23 protein-coding genes are annotated in these 19,015 nt (G+C 60.9%); 6 read left to right on the forward strand and 17 right to left on the reverse strand.

The window, feature by feature from the left end; all coding sequences use genetic code 11:
- Positions 1–8: 8 nt before the first annotated feature.
- The 9 genes from hemW to SB725_RS02580 form a co-directional block, all read right to left on the reverse strand.
- Positions 9–1,214, reverse strand: a complete 1,206-nt coding sequence (gene hemW / locus SB725_RS02540) for a radical SAM family heme chaperone HemW (RefSeq protein WP_027926555.1) — start codon at positions 1,212–1,214, stop codon at positions 9–11.
- Positions 1,211–1,807, reverse strand: coding sequence for an RdgB/HAM1 family non-canonical purine NTP pyrophosphatase (gene rdgB, locus SB725_RS02545; protein WP_027926556.1), 597 nt, complete (start codon positions 1,805–1,807; stop codon positions 1,211–1,213). Before rdgB ends, hemW begins: the two co-directional genes overlap by 4 nt.
- Positions 1,804–2,238: a DUF4426 domain-containing protein gene (locus SB725_RS02550; protein ID WP_027926557.1), complete on the reverse strand. Its 435-nt coding sequence runs from the start codon at positions 2,236–2,238 to the stop codon at positions 1,804–1,806. The genes rdgB and SB725_RS02550 overlap by 4 nt, the downstream gene beginning before the upstream one ends.
- 26 nt (positions 2,239–2,264) lie before the next feature.
- Positions 2,265–2,885, reverse strand: coding sequence for a methionine biosynthesis protein MetW (gene metW, locus SB725_RS02555; protein ID WP_027926558.1), 621 nt, complete (start codon positions 2,883–2,885; stop codon positions 2,265–2,267).
- 7 nt (positions 2,886–2,892) lie between these two features.
- Positions 2,893–4,032 (reverse strand): homoserine O-succinyltransferase MetX, encoded by a 1,140-nt coding sequence (locus SB725_RS02560; protein ID WP_027926559.1) that lies wholly within the window; start codon positions 4,030–4,032, stop codon positions 2,893–2,895.
- A gap of 182 nt (positions 4,033–4,214) precedes the next feature.
- The gene (locus SB725_RS02565; protein WP_027926560.1) at positions 4,215–4,511 is read right to left on the reverse strand and encodes a DUF167 domain-containing protein; all 297 of its coding nucleotides are present in this window, start codon (positions 4,509–4,511) and stop codon (positions 4,215–4,217) included.
- Positions 4,511–5,098: a YggT family protein gene (locus SB725_RS02570; protein ID WP_027926561.1), complete on the reverse strand. Its 588-nt coding sequence runs from the start codon at positions 5,096–5,098 to the stop codon at positions 4,511–4,513. The genes SB725_RS02565 and SB725_RS02570 overlap by 1 nt, the downstream gene beginning before the upstream one ends.
- A gap of 24 nt (positions 5,099–5,122) precedes the next feature.
- Positions 5,123–5,941 (reverse strand): pyrroline-5-carboxylate reductase, encoded by an 819-nt coding sequence (gene proC / locus SB725_RS02575; RefSeq protein ID WP_410921224.1) that lies wholly within the window; start codon positions 5,939–5,941, stop codon positions 5,123–5,125.
- Positions 5,942–5,976: 35 nt separating this feature from the next.
- Entirely contained in the window at positions 5,977–6,663 is a 687-nt protein-coding gene (locus SB725_RS02580; RefSeq protein ID WP_410921225.1) for a YggS family pyridoxal phosphate-dependent enzyme, read from the reverse strand.
- Positions 6,664–6,720: 57 nt separating this feature from the next.
- On the opposite strand from SB725_RS02580, the gene SB725_RS02585 reads away from it, so the two are divergent.
- Entirely contained in the window at positions 6,721–7,755 is a 1,035-nt protein-coding gene (locus SB725_RS02585; RefSeq protein WP_027926564.1) for a type IV pilus twitching motility protein PilT, read from the forward strand.
- 132 nt (positions 7,756–7,887) lie between these two features.
- Here SB725_RS02585 and SB725_RS02590 read toward each other — a convergent pair whose 3' ends face one another.
- Positions 7,888–8,505 (reverse strand): C40 family peptidase, encoded by a 618-nt coding sequence (locus SB725_RS02590; RefSeq protein WP_027926565.1) that lies wholly within the window; start codon positions 8,503–8,505, stop codon positions 7,888–7,890.
- A gap of 250 nt (positions 8,506–8,755) precedes the next feature.
- On the opposite strand from SB725_RS02590, the gene SB725_RS02595 reads away from it, so the two are divergent.
- Entirely contained in the window at positions 8,756–9,187 is a 432-nt protein-coding gene (locus tag SB725_RS02595) for an NINE protein (RefSeq protein WP_027926566.1), read from the forward strand.
- 87 nt (positions 9,188–9,274) lie between these two features.
- Here SB725_RS02595 and SB725_RS02600 read toward each other — a convergent pair whose 3' ends face one another.
- The 7 genes from SB725_RS02600 to gshB all read right to left on the reverse strand — a co-directional run bounded on the left by SB725_RS02600 (position 9,275) and on the right by gshB (position 15,282).
- Positions 9,275–10,546 carry a dihydroorotase gene (locus tag SB725_RS02600; RefSeq protein WP_059182019.1) on the reverse strand — a complete coding sequence of 424 codons (1,272 nt, stop codon included), beginning with the start codon at positions 10,544–10,546 and terminating at the stop codon, positions 9,275–9,277.
- Positions 10,543–11,562, reverse strand: a complete 1,020-nt coding sequence (locus SB725_RS02605; protein ID WP_027926568.1) for an aspartate carbamoyltransferase catalytic subunit — start codon at positions 11,560–11,562, stop codon at positions 10,543–10,545. Before SB725_RS02605 ends, SB725_RS02600 begins: the two co-directional genes overlap by 4 nt.
- 27 nt (positions 11,563–11,589) lie before the next feature.
- Positions 11,590–12,093, reverse strand: a complete 504-nt coding sequence (gene pyrR, locus SB725_RS02610) for a bifunctional pyr operon transcriptional regulator/uracil phosphoribosyltransferase PyrR (protein ID WP_410921226.1) — start codon at positions 12,091–12,093, stop codon at positions 11,590–11,592.
- Between the two features lie 99 nt (positions 12,094–12,192).
- Positions 12,193–12,630, reverse strand: coding sequence for a Holliday junction resolvase RuvX (gene ruvX, locus SB725_RS02615; protein WP_007945492.1), 438 nt, complete (start codon positions 12,628–12,630; stop codon positions 12,193–12,195).
- Positions 12,630–13,202 carry a YqgE/AlgH family protein gene (locus tag SB725_RS02620; protein WP_027926570.1) on the reverse strand — a complete coding sequence of 191 codons (573 nt, stop codon included), beginning with the start codon at positions 13,200–13,202 and terminating at the stop codon, positions 12,630–12,632. The genes ruvX and SB725_RS02620 overlap by 1 nt, the downstream gene beginning before the upstream one ends.
- Positions 13,203–13,305: 103 nt before the next feature.
- Positions 13,306–14,205 carry an energy transducer TonB gene (locus SB725_RS02625; protein ID WP_027926571.1) on the reverse strand — a complete coding sequence of 300 codons (900 nt, stop codon included), beginning with the start codon at positions 14,203–14,205 and terminating at the stop codon, positions 13,306–13,308.
- Positions 14,206–14,310: 105 nt separating this feature from the next.
- The gene (gshB, locus tag SB725_RS02630) at positions 14,311–15,282 is read right to left on the reverse strand and encodes a glutathione synthase (RefSeq protein ID WP_027926572.1); all 972 of its coding nucleotides are present in this window, start codon (positions 15,280–15,282) and stop codon (positions 14,311–14,313) included.
- A gap of 225 nt (positions 15,283–15,507) precedes the next feature.
- Between gshB and pilG the strand changes: the two genes are divergently transcribed.
- From pilG to SB725_RS02650, 4 genes are all read left to right on the forward strand, one after another.
- Entirely contained in the window at positions 15,508–15,912 is a 405-nt protein-coding gene (pilG, locus tag SB725_RS02635) for a twitching motility response regulator PilG (RefSeq protein WP_027926573.1), read from the forward strand.
- Positions 15,913–15,969: 57 nt separating this feature from the next.
- The gene (pilH, locus tag SB725_RS02640; RefSeq protein WP_027926574.1) at positions 15,970–16,335 is read left to right on the forward strand and encodes a twitching motility response regulator PilH; all 366 of its coding nucleotides are present in this window, start codon (positions 15,970–15,972) and stop codon (positions 16,333–16,335) included.
- Between the two features lie 10 nt (positions 16,336–16,345).
- Positions 16,346–16,879, forward strand: coding sequence for a chemotaxis protein CheW (locus SB725_RS02645; RefSeq protein ID WP_027926575.1), 534 nt, complete (start codon positions 16,346–16,348; stop codon positions 16,877–16,879).
- Positions 16,880–16,947: 68 nt separating this feature from the next.
- Positions 16,948–19,005: a methyl-accepting chemotaxis protein gene (locus SB725_RS02650; protein ID WP_027926576.1), complete on the forward strand. Its 2,058-nt coding sequence runs from the start codon at positions 16,948–16,950 to the stop codon at positions 19,003–19,005.
- Positions 19,006–19,015 lie beyond the last annotated feature (10 nt).

Consider the following 19,015-nt stretch of genomic DNA (forward strand, 5'->3'; position numbering starts at 1 on the left):
GGCTGAAATCAGCTCAGAAATGTCTGCAGCAAGTCATTGAGAAACAGCTGTCCGCGCTCGGTGGCCGCCAGACGTGACGGTTCGACCTGCAACAAGCCACTTTGTTCGGCGACCCGGCGGCCTTCGGCGAGGCTTTCCAGGGACATCCCGGTGCGCTCCGGATACAGCCGCGATTCGACGCCCTCGGTCAGGCGCAGCGCGTTCATCAGGAACTCGAACGGCATCTCATCATGGGTCAGCGCTTTCTCGCCGGCCTTGAAGCTTTTCGCCGGGTTGAGGTAATCCTTGGGCAGGCGGGTCTTCCAGGTGCGCACGATGCGCCCGTCCGGATGACTGAGCTTGCCGTGGGCGCCAGCGCCGATGCCGATGAAGTCGCCGAAACTCCAGTAATTGAGGTTATGCCGCGCCGGGCGACCCGGTTGCGCATAGGCCGAGACTTCGTATTGCGCGTAACCGTGTTCAGCAAGCAGCGCCTGACCCGCTTCCTGAATGTCCCACAACGTGTCGTCTTCGGGCAGCGTCGGCGGCTGATTCCAGAACACCGTGTTCGGCTCCAGCGTCAGCTGATACCAGGACAGATGAGTCGGTTTCAGGGCGATGGCTGTACGCAGGTCGTTCAGGGCATCTTCCAGCGACTGATCGGGCAAACCGTGCATCAAGTCCAGGTTGAAGTTATCAAACCCGGCCTGACGGGCCATGCCGGCGGCACGCACCGCTTCGTCACCGTTGTGAATCCGCCCCAGCGCCTTGAGTTTCTCTTCCTGAAAGCTCTGGATGCCGATCGACAGGCGATTGATGCCCAGTGCGCGGTAGGCGACGAATTTCTCTTGCTCGAACGTCCCCGGATTGGCTTCCAGGGTGATTTCGATGTCACTGGCAAACGGAATCCGTTGCTCGACGCCTTTGAGCAAGCGGCCCAAGGCCTCGGCGCTGAACAGGCTAGGCGTGCCACCGCCAAAGAAGATCGAGCTCAGCTCACGGCCGTATACCGCGTGCAGGTCCTGATCGAGGTCAGTGAGCAAGGCGTCGACGTACTCTTCTTCCGGCAGCACCGGGCTGGCGGTGTGGGAGTTGAAGTCGCAATAAGGGCATTTGCGCACACACCACGGGATGTGGATGTACAGCGCCAGAGGCGGCAGCACGGGCAGCGCTGCCCGTGGCGATTGGGCGTCGCCGCCGAAGATCAGCGGTGACGCGGATGAGTCGTGGGTCATTTCAGTCCCAGACGCTGGCGCAGCAGATCCATTGCACGGGCGCGGTGGCTGATCCGGTTCTTGTCGCTCGGGCTCAGCTCGGCGCTGGAGCAATCGCGCTCCGGGACCCAGAACAGCGGGTCGTAACCAAACCCGTGCTCGCCACTGGCGGCCGTCAGGATCCGCCCGTGCCACAGGCCTTCGCAGAGGATCGGCAATGGATCATCGGCGTGGCGAACCAGCGCGAGGACGCAGACGAACTGCGCGCCGCGTTCGGCTTGCGGCACGTCTTTCAAGGCGTCGAGCAGTTTGGCGTTGTTCGCCGCATCGCCCTTGCCGTCAGCATAACGAGCCGAATAGATACCCGGCGCACCGCCTAGGAAATCCACCGCCAGCCCGGAATCGTCAGCCAGCGCCGGCAAACCGGAAATGCGTGCGGCGTTGCGGGCCTTGAGAATGGCGTTCTCGACGAACGACAGGCCGGTTTCTTCAGGCTCGACGCTGCTGAACTCGCCGATCGAGCGCAATTGCACCGAGTCGCCGAGCATGGCCTGGAGTTCCTTGAGTTTGCCGGCGTTATGGCTGGCCAGTACGAGTTGCGTGAAATTGATCATTCGCCGGGGAAAAGCTCTTGGTTGAAATTGATGGTGTTGATTTTGTCGCCGTTCTGCACCTTGATCTCGAAGGTGCGGATTTCCTGCTGGTCCACCGGGTATTGGGCGATGTAGTAGATCGCGCCCTGTTCGGTGATCTGTTTGAAGTTCAACGGCACGCTCTGGCTGGTCAGGTCTTTGACCGAGCCGGTCACTGAAGCTACCAGCGGCTTGCCGTCCTTGATCACGGACACATTGATCACGCCCTGATTCTTGCTGCGAACCAGCTCCGCCGCTTTGGCGATGTCCGGGGTCAGGTACGTGGAGTTGAAGGTGTTGTAGTGCACCGTCACGTCGCCGAAGGTTTCCTGGCGTTCGCCCTTGATGACGTCAGCGGCCATGGCAGTGATACTCAGGCAGGCAGTAAGTACAAACAGCGCTAGACGACCCATGTTCTTTCTCCTTGGAATGTCGTAGTTCAGACCGCGACCTTGTGATCCTGCAGCCCGGGGCTGCTGACGCGGTAAATACCGATCTCACCTAACAGATTAGGCCATAGCTTACTGGCCCACCCGTGCCGATGCTGTTGATCCACGGCAAGCCGATCAATGACCTTGGCTTCACGTTCGCGACACAACGCCTCAAAGTCTTCAAAAGTGCAGAAGTGGATGTTCGGCGTGTTGTACCAGGTGTACGGCAGAAACTCGGAAACCGGCATCCGGCCCTTGCTCGCCAGGTACCAGCGGCAGCGCCAGTGACCGAAGTTGGGGAAGGTGATGATGCACTGGCGGCCGACCCGCAGCATTTCGTCGAGGATCTTGTCCGGGTAATGCACAGCTTGCAGCGCCTGGGTCATGACCACGATGTCGAAGCTGTTGCTGGCAAAGTTGCCAAGGCCCTTGTCCAGGTCCTGCTCGATGACGTTGATGCCCTTGGCCACGCACTCGGCGATGTTGTCCGGGTCGTTTTCCAGGCCGTAACCGGTGACTTGCTTGTTGTCGCGCAGCCAGGTTAGCAGTTCGCCATCACCGCAGCCGAGGTCGAGCACGCGACTGCCAGCGGGGATCCATTCCTGGATGATTTCCAGATCAGCTCTCATGGCTTTCTCACAACTTGATTCGGTTCATGTAGTTGCTGAACGCCTGCAAATAACGCGGGATCGGAATCAGGAAGGCGTCGTGGCCTTGCGGAGCGTCGATCTCGAGGTAGCAGACGTCTTTCTTGGCCGCCATCAGCGCATCCACCAGTTCCCGCGAGCGGGCAGGGGAGAAGCGCCAGTCCGTGGTGAAGGACATCACGCAGAACTTGGCCTGGGCGTTGGCGAAAGTTTTCGCCAGGTCATCGTCGAAGTTCGCTGCCGGGTCGAAGTAGTCCAGCGCCTTGGTCATCAGCAGGTAGGTGTTGGCGTCGAAACGCCCGGAGAACTCTTCACCCTGATAACGCAGGTAGCTTTCGACCTGGAACTCGACGCTGTGGAAGTCATAGTTGAGCTTCTCACTCTTGAGGCCACGACCGAATTTTTCACCCATGGAATCGTCGGACAGGTAAGTGATGTGCCCGACCATCCGCGCCAGCATCAAGCCGCGCTTGGGGATCACGCCCGCTTCCTGAAACGAGCCGCCGTGGAAATCGGGGTCGGTGAGGATGGCCTGGCGTGCCACTTCATTGAAGGCGATGTTCTGCGCCGACAGCTTGGGTGCCGAGGCGATGGCCAGGCAGTGGCGAATGCGTTCCGGGTAGGTAATGCTCCATTGCATCGCCTGCATGCCGCCGAGGCTGCCGCCAATCACCGCCGCCCATTGGCTGATGCCGATACGGTCGGCCAGTCGCGCCTGGCTGTGCACCCAGTCTTCCACGGTCAGCACCGGGAAATCGGCGCCAAACGGCTTGCCGGTTTCCGGATTGATGCTGCTCGGGCCCGTGGAACCGTTGCAACCGCCGAGGTTGTTCAGGCTGACCACGAAGAATTTGGTGGTGTCGATCGGCTTGCCGGGACCGATGCAGCTGTCCCACCAACCGGGTTTACGGTCGTCGGCGCTGTGAAAACCGGCAGCGTGATGGTGACCGGACAACGCATGGCAAATCAGCACGGCGTTGCTCGCCGTGGCATTCAGCGTGCCGTAGGTTTCGTAGATCAGGTCATAGGCTGGAAGCGAACGCCCGCAGGCCAGGGCCAGGGGGTCGCTGAAGTGCGCCACTTGCGGCGTCACCAGACCAACAGAATCGGGGGGAAAGGCAGTTGGCATCGACCCTGCTCTCGTTGAAATGAGGCGTAAGTCTAAAGACCGGTGGGGTTAGCGGCAAGCAAAGGGCTGAGCTGATTTTCCCTGTCAGACCGAGGCACGGCCATCGCGGGCAAGCCACGCTCCCACAATGGAATGCGATCCCCTGTGGGAGCGTGGCTTGCCCGCGATGAACGATGACGCGGTCAGTCCGCCGGACGCACCAGATCAGGCAACTCCGGCAGTTTCTTCGGCGAACAAATCCGCACCCGTTTCTGCCGGTTCAACTCACCGCTGATCAAACTGACCTGGCTCTTGGACACACCAAACGCCTTGGCCAAAAACGCCATCAGATACGCATTGGCCTTGCCTTCAACCGGCGGCGCGGTCAGGCGGATCTTCAGGCGATCGCCGTGCAGCCCGCAGAAATCATCGCTGCGGGCCGCCGGTTGCAGGTGACACTCCAGAATCAGGTCGTCACCTTCCCAGCGAAAGTAGCTCATCAGATCAGGCCGAGCAGCCCCTGCGGCATGAAGGCAAAGTACGCCAGGCGCGGGATCAGCCAGCTTTGCAGCAGTTGGATCACGATGAAGGCGAAGATCGGCGAGATGTCGAGACCGCCCAGGTTCGGGATGATCCGGCGGAACGGCGCGAGCACCGGTTCAGTAATCTGCGCGACCAGCTCGGCGCCAGGGTTATGGCTGCCCGGGGCGACCCAGGACAGGATGACGCTGATGATCATGGCGTAGAACAGTATGTTCAAAAACAGCGAGAACAGCGCAATCAGGGCCCATGGCACCAACAGCAGCCAGTCGACCATGAAGCCTTTGAGCGCGAGGATGACGGCGATCAGCAGCATCTGGATGATCAGCGCCAGCACCAGCGACGACATATCGAGCCCGAACATGCTCGGGATCACCCGACGCAGCGGCTTGAGCAGCGGTTGCGTGGCCTTGACGATGAACTGGCAGAGCGGGTTGTAGAAGTTCGCCCGAACCAGTTGCAGGATGAAACGCATCAGTACGATCAGCAGGTACAGGCTGCCAAGGGTTTTAATGATGAAAATGGCAGCGTCATTGAGTCCGAGCATCGTTGATTCCTTTGTAAGAGCTGATTAGCGACCGAGCTGCTCAGCCATCTCGGCCGAGCGATGCGCGGCGGCGCCGAGTGCTGTTTCGACCAGGGCTTCAAAGCCACCGGCCTGGAACGACTTGATCGCAGCTTCCGTGGTGCCCGCAGGCGACGTGACACGACGACGCAGTTCGGCGGCATCGACATCGCTGGCAACCGCCATGTGCGCGGCGCCCAGCGCGGTTTGCAGGGTCAGTTGTGCGGCGATGTCTGCTGGCAGGCCAAGTTTCACGCCGGCGGCGGTCATGGCTTCGATCAGCAGGAAGAAGTACGCCGGGCCGGAACCGGACACCGCGGTGACTGCGTCCAGTTGCTGCTCTTCGTTCAGCCACAGGGCGATGCCCACGGCCGAGAGCAGTTCTTGAGCTTGCTGGCGTTGATCGGCGTTCACTTCCGCGGTGGCATACAAACCGCTCACGCCCTGACGCAGCAGCGCCGGGGTGTTGGGCATGCAGCGTACGATCGGCTGGGCGCCGAGCCAGTTGTTCATGCTGGCGCAGGTGATGCCCGCGGCAATTGATACCACCAGTTGATTCGGCTTGAGGCTCGGGCGAATCGCTTCGCACACGGCTTTCATCGCCTGAGGTTTGACCGCCAATACGACGACATCGGCGTCCTGGATGGCGTCAGCGTTGTCAGCGAAGGTTTCGATGCCGTGTTCGGCGGCCACCTTGGCGCGGGTTTCTGCACCCGGATCGCTGGCGCGGATTTGCGAGGCGTCCAGACCTTTGGCGCGCAGGCCGCCGATCAGGCTGGCGGCCATGTTGCCGGCACCGATAAAGGCAATACGGGTTTTGCTCATGTCAGGTCCTTATAAATAGAAGAGTCGGCCATTGTTCATGGTTGACCGTAGTCGCGGGCGCCGAACAGGGCCGTACCGATGCGGACCCATGTGGCGCCCATGGCGATGGCCGACTCGAGGTCATGGCTCATGCCCATGGAAAGTGTGTCCAGCGGCAGATCCAGGCTGGCTTGCAGGCGTTGTACGGCAGCAAAAGCGGCATCCTGTTCGGCACGATCATCCGTCGGCTCGGGAATCGCCATCAGCCCGCGCAAATTGAGGCGCGGCAATTCGCTGATGGCCTTGGCCAGGGCCGGCAGGTCGGCCGGGGTGCAGCCGGATTTGCTGGCTTCACCGCTGACGTTGACCTGGATGCAGATGTTCAGGGGCGGCAGATCGGCAGGACGTTGTTCGGACAGGCGTTGTGCGATTTTCAATCGATCCACGGAATGCACCCAGGCGAAGTGCTCGGCGATAGCGCGAGTCTTGTTCGATTGAATGGGGCCGATGAAGTGCCAGATCAAGGGCAGGTCGGCCAGTTCGAGCTGTTTGCCCAAAGCCTCCTGCAGGTAGTTCTCGCCAAAGTCACGCAGGCCGGCGGCGTACGCTTCGCGCAGGGCTTGGACGGGTTTGGTCTTGCTCACGGCCAGGAGCTGAACGCTGTGCTCATCGCGCTGGGCGGCCAGGGCGGCGGCACGGATGCGTGAACTAACCTGAGCAATGTTGTCTGCTATCGTGGACATTCAATGTGCGCCAGCGGTCTGAAGGTTCGCGGCATTCTACTGGAATTGAGGGGCGCTATGGATATCACTGAACTGCTGGCTTTCAGCGCTAAACAGGGCGCATCCGACCTGCACTTGTCCGCCGGCCTGCCACCGATGATCCGTGTCGATGGCGACGTGCGACGCATCAACCTGCCGGCCCTCGACCATAAACAGGTACAGGCGCTGATCTACGACATCATGAACGACACCCAGCGGGTGGACTTCGAGAAACACCTGGAAACCGACTTTTCCTTTGAAGTGCCCGGCGTGGCGCGTTTTCGGGTTAACGCCTTTAACCAGAATCGTGGCGCAGGCGCGGTGTTCCGGACCATTCCGTCAAAAGTCCTGAGCATGGACGACCTCGGCATGGGTGAGGTATTTCGCAAAATCACCGACGCGCCACGCGGGCTGGTGCTGGTGACGGGGCCGACCGGCTCCGGCAAGTCCACTACGTTGGCGGCGATGATCGATTACCTGAACAACCATCGCCATCACCACATCCTCACCATCGAAGACCCGATCGAGTTCGTCCACGAATCGCGCAAATGCCTGATCAACCAGCGCGAAGTGCATCGCGATACGCGCAGTTTCGCCACGGCCCTGCGCTCGGCGCTGCGGGAGGACCCGGACGTGATTCTGGTGGGGGAGATGCGGGACCTGGAGACTATTCGCCTGGCGCTGACCGCCGCCGAGACAGGGCATCTGGTGTTTGGCACGCTGCACACCACCTCAGCGGCGAAAACCATCGACCGGGTGGTGGATGTGTTTCCGGGGGATGAGAAATCGATGGTGCGCTCGATGCTGTCAGAGTCGTTGCTGGCGGTGGTGTCGCAGTCGCTGGTGAAGAAGATCGGCGGCGGGCGAATTGCGGCGCACGAGATCATGCTCGGCACGTCGGCGATTCGTAACCTTATCCGCGAAGACAAGGTTGCACAGATGTACTCGTCGATTCAGACCGGCGGGAACCTGGGGATGCAGACGCTGGATATGTGCTTGAAGGACTTGGTGACCAAAGGCTTGATCAGCCGCGAGCAGGCGCGGGAGAAGGCGCGGTCACCGGATAACTTCTGAGGGGTGAACGCGGACCTGTGGCGAGGGAGCTTGCTCCCGCTGGGCTGCGAAGCAGACCTAAAAACGGGGAGCGCTGCGCACTCCAGCGGGAGCAAGCTCCCTCGCCACAAAAGCCGCGAAGGCGTCAGCAGATCAGCGCTGAACAACCTGAAGTGTGTTCTTCTCTTTCGGCAGAACCCGCTTGGCGACCACGTAGTGGCTTTCCCAGTACGGCTTTTTCAGCGTGTCGATGGTCACCGACTTGCCACGGCGTGGCGCGTGGATGAAGCGGTCGTTGCCCAGGTAGATGGCAACGTGATTGACCCGACGACTCTTGATGTTGAAGAAAATCAGGTCGCCCGGCTTCAAATCGCTGCGATCGACTTTCTCGCCGTGACCACTGGCCATGGCGTTAGAGGTGCGCGGCAGGTCAAACGTGGCGTCGTTAAACGCGTATTTCACCAGGCCACTGCAGTCGAACCCTTTACTTGGGCTGCTGCCGCCCCAACGGTAAGGAGTACCGAGGACGTTTACAGCGCGGCTCAGCACGTTGCTGCTGGTCTTGCTCGCCATCGGCGGAACAAGCTTGCTGTTGTCGCTCAGCTGGGCCGAGTGTTTTGTATTTTGTTTGTTTTTGCTCGAAGGAGCAGAAACATGGGATTTTGGGGTGTAACCATTAACGTTTGGAAGACGTTGCTCACGATTGGTGGCGTGGGCGGCCAGTGGCATCAAAAGGCAAATGGTTAGCCATGTCTTGAAAAATGGACGCATTAGGCAGGGCTCGAATAGGTGAACGCGCAACTTTATAACAGCTTTTTTTGTCCTTCCGAGGCCGTTGGTCGATTCAACCTGGGGGTCAATGGAACCAAACAAGCGGAAAATAGACGCAATTGTCGGACAGAAGTCAGGTGCTATAAGGCTTTGACGGACATCACGGTACCATTTGCCATACGTCGGCAACCTGTAAAAAAGTCACAAAGATTTAAAGAATATTTATCTATCGTGTGAATCGAGGTGCTCCATGAACAGCTATCAACAGTCCGCCGCGCATCAAGATACGCACAGCAAAGTGATCGGATATCTGCTGTGGATTTTCGGTTTTACCGGCGCTCACCGCTTCTATTACGGCAAGCCGGTGACCGGGACGATCTGGTTCTTCACCCTTGGCTTGCTGGGAATTGGCTGGCTGATCGACGTTTTTCTGATTCCGGCAATGGACCGTGAAGCAGACCTTCGGTTCACCGCGGGACCGATCGAATACAACGTGGCGTGGATTCTGCTGACGTTTCTCGGGGTGTTCGGCGTACACCGGATGTATCAGGGGAAGTGGATCAGCGGGTTGCTGTACCTGGTGACGGGCGGGTTGTTCTTTGTCGGGGTGCTGTATGACTTCTGGACGCTGAATGACCAGGTTTCGGTGCGTAACGCCCAGAACAGAGGCGCTTTCCAGTAAGCCATCGCTGGCAAGCCATGCTCCTACAGGGTGTTCATACACAATCCCGTAGGAGCAAAGCTTGCTCACGATTGCAGCGGCGCGGTATTACGCCTGGTGGCTAATCCGCCCATCCACCAAGGTGTAACGCACCACACCCGGCAGGCTATGCCCAATGAACGGGCAGTTCTCACCCTTGGACAGCCAGGTTTCACCCGCCACGGTCGACGCTGCAGGGTCGAACAGCACGATATCCGCCGGCCCACCCACTGCCAGCTTACCGGCCGGCAAACGTAGCGCTTCGGCAGGCCCGGCACTCAACCGCGCCAGCAACGTCGGCAGGTCCAGCAAACCATCCTCCACCAGCGTCATTGCCAGCGGCAGCAGCAACTCAACACTGCTGATGCCCGGCTCTGTCGCGCCGAACGGCGCCAGTTTGGCGTCGCGCTCATGCGGTTGGTGGTGGCTGGAGATGGCCGAGATCACCCCCGATTTCACCGCCGCACGCAGGCCGTCGCGGTCGGCGCGGGTGCGCAGCGGCGGCTGGACGTGGTAGAGGCTGCTGAAGTCGATCAAGGCTTCATCGGTCAGGATCAGCTGATACAGCGCCACGTCGGCGGTCACCGGCAGCCCACGGGCCTGGGCCTGGGCGATCAGGGCCACACCGCGAGCGCTGGTGAGCTGGCTGAAGTGCGCACGTACGCCGCTTTGCTCGACCAGCAACAGGTCACGGGCCAGGGCCACGGTTTCAGCGGTTTCCGGAATGCCCGGCAAACCGAGGAAACTCGCGGTCGGGCCTTCATGGGCCAGGCCACCTTCGGCCAGGTCGTGGTCCTGCGAGTTGAAAATCACCGTCAGGTCGAACGTCGCTGCGTATTCCAGCGCCCGGCACAGGGTGCGGGTGTTGCGGAAACTGTCCAGGCCGTTGCCGAAGGCCACGCAACCGGCATCGCGCAGGGCAACGAGCTCGGCCAGTTGCTCGCCGTCCAGGCCTTTGCTCAGGGCGCCAATCGGGAAGACTTTGGTGTTGCCGGCTTCACGGGCGCGGTCGAGGATCAGTTCGGCCACGGCCGAGGTGTCCAGCACCGGTTTGGTTTTCGGCGGGCAGCACAGGCTGGTCACGCCACCCGCGGCCGCGGCGCGGGTTTCGCTGATGATCGAGCCTTTGCGGCTGTAGCCCGGCTCGCGCAGGGCGACGTTCAGGTCAACCAGCCCGGGGGCGGCCACCAGGCCTTGGGCGTCAAGGGTGTCGACCGCGACAAAACCGGCTGGCGCGGCGCCCAGGGCGACGATCTTGCAGGCTTCAATGTGGATGTCAGTCACTTTATCCAGGCCAGAGGCTGGATCAATCACGCGTGCGCCGAGAATGCTGAGCTTCACTGGGCGTTCTCCTGCTCGAATTGGCCTTGCTCGAATTGACGTTGCGCAGTCTGCCCGCTCATGGCCATCGACAGCACGGCCATACGAATCGCAATACCGTAGGTGACCTGGTTGAGGATCACCGAGTGCGGACCGTCGGCCACCGCCGACTCAATTTCCACGCCACGGTTGATCGGCCCCGGGTGCATGACGATGCAATCCGGCTTGGCCCCGGCCAGGCGTGCGGTGGTCAGGCCGAACAGGCGGTAGAACTCGCCTTCGCTCGGCAACAGGCCGCCGGCCATGCGCTCGCGTTGCAGGCGCAGCATGATCACCACGTCGACGTCTTTCAGGCCTTCGGTCATGTCGGTGTAGACCTTCACGCCGTATTGCTCGATACCGATCGGCAGCAGGGTTTTCGGCGCGATCACGCGAATGTCCGGGCAACCGAGGGTTTTCAGCGCGAGCATGTTCGAACGTGCCACCCGCGAATGCAGGATGTCGCCGACGATGGCCACCGAGAGGTTTTCGAAGCCGCCCTTGTGGCGACGGATGGTCAGCATGTCGAGCATGCCCTGCGTCGGGTGCGCGTGCCGGCCGTCGCCGCCGTTGATGATCGCCACTTGCGGGCAGACGTGCTCGGCGATGAAGTGCGCCGCGCCGGAATCACCGTGACGCACGACAAACATGTCGGCGGCCATGGCTTCCAGGTTGCGCAGGGTGTCGAGCAGGGTTTCGCCCTTGCTGGCTGACGAGGTCGACACGTTCAGGGTGATCACGTCCGCCGACAGCCGCTGGGCCGCCAGTTCGAAGGTGGTGCGGGTGCGGGTGGAGTTTTCGAAGAACACGTTGCACACGGTCTTGCCGCGCAGCAACGGGACTTTCTTCACCGCCCGGGCACCGACTTCAAGGAACGAGTCGGCGGTGTCGAGGATTTCCGTCAGCAACTCGCGGCGCAAACCGTCGAGCGAGAGGAAGTGGCGCAGCTGGCCCTGATCATTGAGCTGCAGCGGGCGCTTGGTATCTAGAGGCGTCATCGCGAGGGGGACTCTCAATAGGGCGGATTAAAGGGCGAGGTCTTGCAGTTCAAGCTTGAGCTCGGGACCGGACAGCTTGACCCGTTCGTGAGCGGCCAGCGACAGCGTCGCGCCAACCACATCCGGACTGATCGGCAACTCGCCGGCGTCGAGGTCCAGCAGGCAAACCAGCGTTACGCTGGCCGGGCGGCCGTAGTCGAACAGTTCGTTCATGGCGGCGCGGATGGTCCGGCCGCTCATGAGCACGTCGTCGATCAGCACCAGGTGCTGGCCTTCGATCTCGAACGGCAGCGCCGACGGGCGAACTTGCGGGTGCAGACCGTTCTGGCTGAAGTCGTCACGGTAGAAGGACACGTCCAGGGTGCCGAGCGGCGAGTCGTTGCCCAGTTCTTCGAGCAACGCCTGGGCGACCCAGACGCCGCCGGTACGGATACCGATGTAACGCGGTTCGCTGATGCCACGGTGTTCCAGGTGGGCCTTGAGACGGATCGCCATCTGGCTGATCAGTTCGGCGGGATTGGGCAGGCTCATGGTTGCTCCTTCTTGGGCCCGAGCCGGGTGCTGCTTGATGGGTGGCTCGGGGTGTCGCTATAGAGAGTCGCCTGCGGCGGCTCTTGAGGATTCGTTGCTTCAGGATTCGAACAGCGCGCTGTTCTCGTCGAGCCAGCCTTGCAGCAGCAGGGCGGCGGCGATGGCGTCGACCGGGTTGTCGCGGTAACTGCCTTTTTGCCCGCCGCGATCACGTCGCTCGCCTTTGGCTTCAAACGTGGTCAGGCGTTCATCGTGGGTATAGAAGGGCAGGTTGTAGCGGCCATTCAGGCGGCGGGCGAATTTTTCCGCGCGCAGGCACATGTCGCTCGGGGTGCCGTCCATGTTCAAAGGCAGGCCGACCACCACTGCGTCGGGTTTCCACTCCTTGATCAGGGCTTCGACCTGATTCCAGTCGGGAACGCCGTTCTGCGCCTTCAAGGTGCACAGCTCGCGGGCCTGGCCGGTAATCACCTGGCCGACCGCGACGCCGATCTGTTTGGTGCCGTAGTCAAAACCCAAGATCAGGCGCAGGGCCATCAGGCGTGCCCCGCCTGGCTGGTCAGCAGGCTGAGATTGACGCCCAAATGTTTGGCCGCCGCTTCCAGGCGCAGTTCGCTGCTGGTGTTGAACAGGATGTCGGCGTCGTACGGGCAGGTCAGCCAGGCGTTCTGCGCCAGTTCGGCATCCAGTTGCCCGGCTTCCCAGCCGGCGTAACCGAGGGCGATCAGGCTTTTCGCCGGACCCACGCCGTCGGCAATGGCGAACAGCACGTCCTGGGAAGTGGACAGGGACAGATCGTCTTCCAGATCAACGGTCGCCTGATAGCCCTGGCCCTTGGGATGCAGGACAAAACCACGATCGGTCTGCACCGGTCCGCCGATGAAAATCGGCACATGCCGGCACAGCGCTGGCGGCTCGATGTCCGGGCGCAGTTGCTCGAGGATCTCGGCCAGGTTCAGGTCTTGCGGGCGGTTGATCACCAGCCCCATGGCACCATTGGCGGTGTGCTCGACGATGTAGGTCAAGGTGTGCGCAAAGTTCGGGTCGGCCATGTGAGGCATGGCGATCAGGAAGTGATGCTTGAGGTAGCTGGGGCTGACGTTCTTCATGAGCGCTAGTGTGGCGTTGGAGGGGCAAACTGACAAGCTGGGGATGCATAGGAAATGCCGCAAAAAACCGCTAACAACACAGATTCCTGTGGGAGCGGGCGTGTCAGTTACTGGACAGTCTGTCCCCACGCGCAAACTTCCACGTGCGGATGATTTCCAGGCGGTCGATGTCCGAAAGGTCCCCGGTAAACGGCGCAAACGGCGCGGCGAGCCTGACGATCCGCTGCGCCGCCTGATCCAGCAACGGCTGCCCGGACGACTCCAGCACCAACACTTCATACAGCGAGCCATCGCGGTTGATCGAGACCATTAAGCGCAAATTGCCGTAAATCTGTTGGCGGCGAGCTTCATCGGGGTAGTTGAGGTTGCCGATGCGCTCGACCTTCTTGCGCCATTCATCCTTATACCAGGCACCTTTGTCGCGCATGGTCGAGGCCGCGCTCAAGCGGTGGATGCGCGGGCGTTTGGCATACAGCTGTTGTTCGTTGGCCAGTTCCGCTTCGAGGCTGGCGATGTCGCTGGACAGCTGGGAACTGTCAAACGTCGGCGCGGCCACTTCCGCTTTGGTCTGAGGTTTGACCTCTTCGTTCTTGGCGGGGGCTTTTTTCGGCTTCGGTGCGATGGTCGTCACGGCAGCCTTGGGCGGCGCTTCCTGCACTTCAGGCTTGGCGGCGGGCGGTGGCGTGACTTTTTGTACCTTGTTGTCCTGGAACGGCGCGACCTCGGTGGTCTTGGGAATGGCCTTTTTATCCAGGGTGCCGCTGCCTTGCTGATTTTCCTGGGCGAGGAAATCAGCTTTTTCGGGCTTTTTTTCGCTTTTGAAGGTGGCGAGGGTGATTTCCAGGGTTTTGCTGATCTGTTTGGGCTCGACCATCGTAAAGCCGACGCCCAACAGCAAGGCCAGGTGAATCAACGCTGCAAGAAACAGGGTAAAACCGAGGCGATCGGCCGGGCGCACGCCACGATGGGCGAGTTCAGCGGGCAGATCGGACGGGAGTGTCATGGCAGAAAAACCAACATCGCGTTTTTACGGGCTCGGCATGATAACGCAATGTTGGTTTTTAGCTTCAAGCTTCAAGCAGTAAGCGACAAGCTGCCGGCGTGCGTTTCAAACTTGAGGCTTGCGGCTCGCAACTTGAAGCTGCTTCTGTATCGCATCCATCAGCAGACCACCAATGTCGGTGCCGAACGCATTATCAATCTCGCGAATGCACGTAGGGCTGGTGACGTTGATTTCGGTCAAATGTTCGCCGATCACGTCCAGACCCACGAACAGCAGGCCTTTCTCGCGCAGGGTCGGGCCCACTTGTGCGGCGATCCAGCGGTCCTTGTCGGTCAATGGGCGAGCTTCGCCACGACCGCCGGCCGCCAGGTTGCCCCGGGTTTCGCCAGCGGCAGGAATGCGCGCCAGGCAGTAATCCACGGGCTCGCCGTCGATCATCAGGATGCGCTTGTCGCCATCGACGATGGCCGGCAGATAACCCTGGATCATGATTTGCTGCTTGCCATGCAGGGTCAGGGTTTCGAGGATCACCGACAGGTTCGGGTGGCCGGCGGTGTGACGGAAAATCGAGGAACCGCCCATGCCGTCCAGCGGTTTGAGAATCACATCGCCATGATGGTCGGCGAATTCGCGCAGCACGTCAGGGCGACGGCTGACGATGGTCGGCGGCGTGCACTGCGGGAACAGCGTGGCGAACAGCTTTTCGTTGCAGTCACGCAGGCTCTGCGGTTTGTTGACCACCAGCACGCCATCACGCTCGGCCTGCTCCAGCAGGTAGGTGGAGTACACAAACTCCATGTCGAACGGCGGATCCTTGCGCATGAGGATCACGTCCAGATCGCTCAGCAGCGCATCGGTCTCGGCTTCCAGTTCGAACCACTTTTGCGGGTTGGCGAAGACTTTCAGCGGTCGCATCCGCGCTCGCGCCTGGCCTTCAGCCTGGTACAAATCACCCTGTTCCATATAGAACAGTTCCCAGCCGCGCTTCTGCGCGGCCAGCAGCATGGCCAGCGAGCTATCCTTTTTATAGGAAATGCTGGCAATAGGATCCATGACAATCCCGACGCGAACGCTCATGGGTTTTTCCTCGAAAATGGATGGTCCGAACGGACATGAAAAAGTGGCGTCAGAGTGGCGCTGAGTGTGTTCCCGGTCAAGGAAAAACCACCGCAAAGACCGGCCGATAGATTGCATTTGGAGACTGTGCTAAAAAGGCTGCCATGCCGTGCTGGCCCTTGAGCATCAAGGGTTTCCAGCCACCAAACGGACAATTTGTTTCGCAAAGGCGACGGTAGAGCATTTATGGATCAGCATTCCAGCGCCTTGAAGGTCATGGTGATCGACGATTCGAAGACGATTCGTCGCACCGCCGAAACGCTGTTGAAGAATGTGGGTTGTGAAGTCATTACGGCCATCGACGGTTTCGATGCGCTGGCCAAGATTGCCGATAATCATCCCGGCATCATCTTTGTCGACATCATGATGCCGCGTCTGGATGGCTATCAGACCTGCGCTTTAATCAAGAACAACAGTGCGTTCAAGTCCACGCCAGTGATTATGCTGTCGTCCAAGGACGGGCTGTTCGACAAGGCCAAGGGGCGCATCGTCGGCTCCGACCAGTTTTTGACCAAGCCTTTCAGCAAGGAAGAACTGCTGAACGCGATCCAGGCCCATGTTCCGGGCTTCGCCGCCGTTTTGCCGCAGTAGGACACGCACAGTGACGCTCGGCCAGCGGGCCCGGCGTCGACAAGAATGGGGAAGACCATGGCACGTATTCTGATCGTCGATGATTCGCCGACCGAAATGTACAAACTGACCGGCATGCTGGAAAAGCACGGTCACGAAGTGTTGAAAGCCGAGAACGGCGCCGACGGCGTCGCCCTGGCCCGTCAGGAAAAACCTGACGCCGTGCTGATGGACATCGTCATGCCTGGCCTCAACGGTTTCCAGGCGACCCGCCAGCTGACCAAAGACCCGGACACAGGGCACATCCCGGTGATTATCATCACCACCAAGGATCAGGAAACCGACAAGGTCTGGGGCACGCGCCAGGGCGCCAAGGACTACCTGACCAAACCCGTCGACGAAGAGACCCTGATCAAAACCCTCAACAACGTACTGGCCGGTTGATCGTCCGGCCATGACCGAGTCGCTGACGGCTTTCGAACTGCTGCTGCAGATCGACCAGCGCTGTCGTCTGCTGGCGGCGGACCTGCCGTCGCAACCGACCCGCCAGGACAGTTGGAGCGGCATCGGTTTTCGCATGGGCGAGGATTGGTACGTCGCGCCGATGGGCGAAGTCAGCGAAGTCCTGCATGAACCGCGTTTCACTCAGTTGCCGGGCGTCAAATCCTGGGTCAAAGGGGTCGCCAACCTGCGTGGGCGATTGCTGCCGGTCATGGATTTGTGCGGTTTCTTTGGCCACGAAGTCTCGGCGCCGCGCAAGCAGCGGCGGGTACTGGTGGTGGACCATAACGAGGTGTTTGCCGGGTTGCTGGTCGACGAAGTCTTCGGCTTGCAACACTTTGCCCAGGACAGCCTGGAGCCGGCAGATCAGGCGAGCGGGCCGATGTCGGCGTTCGTCAAAGGCCGGTTCCAGCGCGAGCAGGCCTGGCAAGTGTTCAGTCCGTTTGCGCTGGCGCAGTCGCCAGGTTTTATGCATGTGGCGCTGTAAACCCCATCCCCTGCTCCTACAGGGTTTTCGGCAAGCATTAAAGGGTGTTGGTTAACAGGCGAGGACTGATGATAAAAACAAAAACAGGCAAGCCAGAAGGATCGCGCAGTCGCTCGCAGATCATCGTGCTGTTTATCGCGCTGATCGTGTTCATCATGCTGCTGTTCGCCAATTTCGCTTACCTCAACACCCAGGCCACGTACGACAAACAGTACATCGGCCACGCCGGTGAACTGCGCGTGCTGTCCCAGCGCATCGCCAAAAATGCAACCGAAGCCGCCGCCGGCAAAGCGGCGGCGTTCAAGCTGCTCAGCGATGCGCGCAACGACTTCGCCCAGCGCTGGGGCTACCTGAAGAAGGGCGACCCGGCCACCGGCCTGCCACCCGCGCCGTCCACCGTGCGCCCGGAAATGCGCGCCGTGCAGCTCGATTGGGAACGCCTGCTGAAAAACACCGACGCCATTCTCTCCAGCGAACAGACCGTGCTGTCCCTGCATCAAGTCGCCGCAACCCTGGCCGAAACCGTGCCGCAGTTGCAGGTCGAGTACGAGAAAGTCGTCGAGATCCTCTTGCAACGTGGCGCCCCGGCAGCGCAGGTAGCGATGGCCCAGCGTCAATCGCTGCTGGCCGAGCGCATTTTGGGCGCGGTGAACACTGTGCTGTCCGGCGACGAAAACTCGCAGCAAGCCGCGGATGCCTTCGGTCGCGACGCCGCGCGTTTTGGCCAGGTGCTCAACGGCATGCTTCAGGGCAACGTGGCGCTGCGCATCAGCCAGGTCGAGGACCGCGATGCGCGCGCCCGTTTGACCGAGATCTCCGAACTGTTCGAATTCGTCTCCGGTTCGGTGGATGAAATCCTCGAAACCTCGCCGGAACTGTTCAAGGTCCGCGAGTCGGCCTCCAACATTTTTACCCTGTCGCAAACCCTGCTCGACGAAGCCTCGCACCTGGCCACCGGTTTCGAAAACCTCGCCGGCGGGCGCAATACCGACACCATCGGCGGCTACGTGCTGGGGTTGCTGGCGCTGACGTCGATCATCCTGATCGGCCTGGTGATGGTTCGCGAAACCAACCGCCAGCTTCAGGAAACCGCCGAGAAGAACGAACGCAACCAGAACGCGATCATGCGCCTGCTGGACGAAATCGAAGACCTGGCCGACGGCGACTTGACCGTCACGGCCTCGGTGACCGAAGACTTCACCGGGACCATCGCCGATTCGATCAACTATTCCGTCGACCAATTGCGCGACCTGGTGGCGACCATCAACCTCACCGCCGGCCAGGTCGCCGCCGCCGTGCAGGAAACCCAGGCCACCGCCATGCACCTGGCGCAGGCCTCGGAGCATCAGGCGCAGCAGATTTCCGAAGCCTCCACGGCTATTAATGACATGGCCCAGTCCATCGATCAGGTCTCGGCCAACGCCGCCGAATCGTCGGCGGTGGCCGAGCGCTCCGTGGAAATTGCCAACAAGGGCAACGAGGTGGTGCACAACACCATCCACGGCATGGACAACATTCGCGAACAGATTCAGGACACCGCCAAACGCATCAAGCGTCTGGGGGAGTCTTCCCAGGAAATTGGCGACATCGTCAGCCTGATCGATGACATTGCCGACCAGACCAACATCCTCGCCCTCAACGCGGCGATTCAGGCGTCGATGGCCGGGGACGCCGGGCGTGGTTTTGCGGTGGTCGCCGATGAGGTGCAGCGCCTGGCCGAGCGCTCGTCGGCCGCCACCCGACAAATTGAAACCCTGGTGCGGGCGATCCAGACGGACACCAACGAAGCGGTGATTTCCATGGAGCAGACCACCACCGAAGTGGTGCGTGGCGCGCGGCTGGCGCAGGATGCCGGTGTGGCCCTGGAAGAAATCGAAGGGGTATCGAAGACCCTCGCCGCGTTGATCCAGAGTATTTCCAACGCGGCGCAGCAACAAACCTCTTCGGCCGGGCAGATTTCCCTGACGATGAACGTGATTCAACAGATCACCTCGCAGACCTCGTCCGGCTCCACCGCCACCGCCGAGAGCATCGGCAACCTGGCGAAAATGGCCAGTCAGCTGCGGCGTTCGGTGTCCGGCTTCACCTTGCCGGCCGCCAAGGCGCAGGCGGCAGACAAAGCGTGAACCGTCCACA

Origin of the sequence: Pseudomonas sp. SIMBA_041 (assembly GCF_046535095.1) — a bacterium.
In the GTDB taxonomy this organism is placed as follows: Bacteria; Pseudomonadota; Gammaproteobacteria; order Pseudomonadales; family Pseudomonadaceae; genus Aquipseudomonas; species Aquipseudomonas mucoides.